This window comes from Caenibacillus caldisaponilyticus (assembly GCF_002003465.1).
Classification (GTDB): Bacteria; Bacillota; Bacilli; order Bacillales; family Sporolactobacillaceae; genus Caenibacillus; species Caenibacillus caldisaponilyticus.
Genome location: NZ_BDDQ01000153.1, coordinates 1 through 2,331 on the forward strand (window position 1 = coordinate 1; position 2,331 = coordinate 2,331).

Below are 2,331 nucleotides of genomic sequence, written 5' to 3' on the forward strand. Positions count from 1 at the left end.
CGGACGCAAGTCTGACGGAGCGACGCCGCGTGAGCGAGGAAGGCCTTCGGGTCGTAAAGCTCTGTTGTCGGAGACGAACAAACGCCATAGGAAATGATGGCGTCCTGACGGTATCCGACGAGAAAGCCCCGGCTAACTACGTGCCAGCAGCCGCGGTAATACGTAGGGGGCGAGCGTTGTCCGGAATTATTGGGCGTAAAGCGCGCGCAGGCGGCCCTTTAAGTCTGATGTGAAAGCCCGCGGCTCAACCGCGGATGGGCATTGGAAACTGGAGGGCTTGAGTGCAGGAGAGGAGAGTGGAATTCCACGTGTAGCGGTGAAATGCGTAGAGATGTGGAGGAACACCAGTGGCGAAAGCGGCTCTCTGGCCTGCAACTGACGCTGAGGCGCGAAAGCGTGGGGAGCAAACAGGATTAGATACCCTGGTAGTCCACGCCGTAAACGATGAGTGCTAGGTGTTAGGGGGGTCAAACCCCTTAGTGCTGAAGGTAACCCATTAAGCACTCCGCCTGGGGAGTACGGCCGCAAGGCTGAAACTCAAAGGAATTGACGGGGGCCCGCACAAGCGGTGGAGCATGTGGTTTAATTCGAAGCAACGCGAAGAACCTTACCAGGTCTTGACATCCTCTGACCGCCCTAGAGATAGGGTTTTCCCCCTTCGGGGGGACAGAGTGACAGGTGGTGCATGGTTGTCGTCAGCTCGTGTCGTGAGATGTTGGGTTAAGTCCCGCAACGAGCGCAACCCTTGACGTTAGTTGCCAGCATTGAGTTGGGCACTCTAACGTGACTGCCGGTGACAAACCGGAGGAAGGTGGGGATGACGTCAAATCATCATGCCCCTTATGACCTGGGCTACACACGTGCTACAATGGGCGGTACAAAGGGCTGCGAACCCGCGAGGGGGAGCGAATCCCAAAAAGCCGCTCTCAGTTCGGATTGCAGGCTGCAACTCGCCTGCATGAAGCCGGAATCGCTAGTAATCGCGGATCAGCATGCCGCGGTGAATACGTTCCCGGGCCTTGTACACACCGCCCGTCACACCACGAGAGTCTGCAACACCCGAAGTCGGTGCGCCAACCCGGAAGGGAGGCAGCCGCCGAAGGTGGGGCAGATGATTGGGGTGAAGTCGTAACAAGGTAGCCGTATCGGAAGGTGCGGCTGGATCACCTCCTTTCTAAGGAATGAATAAAATGTCCGTGGGCGTGCGCTTAGGCTTTTGTTTGGTTTTGAAGGAGCGATCCTTCAGCGTTGCACCTTGAAAACTGCATAACGAAGGTCCGAGCATCACACAGGTTAAGTGAGTAAGAGCGCACGGTGGATGCCTTGGCACCGGGAGCCGATGAAGGACGGGACGAACACCGATATGCTTCGGGGAGCCGTAAGTAGGCGTTGATCCGGAGATCTCCGAATGGGGGAACCCCCCGCCCTGAACGGGCGGGATCCGCACCTGAATCCATAGGGTGCGGAGGGCAGACCCGGGGAACTGAAACATCTTAGTACCCGGAGGAAAAGAAAGCAAACGCGATTCCCTGAGTAGCGGCGAGCGAAACGGGAGGAGCCCAAACCCGGCGTTCTTTTGAGCGCCGGGGGTTGTAGGACACTCATCACGCGGCGGCGGGCGTAGGCGAAGCGGTCTGGAAAGGCCGGCCGGAGAAGGTAACAGCCCTGTAGCCGAAACGTCCAAAGTCGCAGAGTGGATCCTGAGTACGGCGGGACACGGGAAATCCCGTCGGAAGCAGGGAGGACCATCTCCCAAGGCTAAATACTACCCGGTGACCGATAGTGAACCAGTACCGTGAGGGAAAGGTGAAAAGCACCCCGGGAGGGGAGTGAAAGAGATCCTGAAACCGTGTGCTTACAAGTAGTCGGAGTCCCCTTTGCGGGATGACGGCGTACCTTTTGCAGAATGGACCGGCGAGTTGCGATCCCAAGCGAGGTTAAGCCGGAGAGGCGGAGCCGCAGCGAAAGCGAGTCTGAAGAGGGCGATGAGTTTGGGGTCGCAGACCCGAAACCGTGTGATCTACCCATGCCCAGGGTGAAGGTGCGGTAACGCGCACTGGAGGCCCGAACCCACGTCTGTTGAAAAAGGCGGGGATGAGGTGTGGGTAGGGGTGAAATGCCAATCGAACACGGAGATAGCTGGTTCTCCCCGAAATAGCTTTAGGGCTAGCCTCGAGGTGAGAGTCTTGGAGGTAGAGCACTGATTGGGTGAGGGGTCCCCACAGGATTACCGAGCTCACTCAAACTCCGAATGCCAACGACTTATCCTCGGGAGTCAGACGGCGAGTGATAAGATCCGTCGTCGAGAGGGAAACAGCCCAGACCGCCGGC

The 2,331-nt window shown here is 58.1% G+C and carries 2 rRNA genes; both read left to right on the forward strand.

Annotated elements, in window-relative coordinates:
- Positions 1-1,174: ribosomal RNA gene (locus CCB157_RS16945) — 16S ribosomal RNA — on the forward strand; the annotation flags it as partial.
- A 117-nt stretch (positions 1,175-1,291) separates the two neighbouring features.
- A 23S ribosomal RNA gene (locus CCB157_RS16950) occupies positions 1,292-2,331 on the forward strand; the annotation flags it as partial.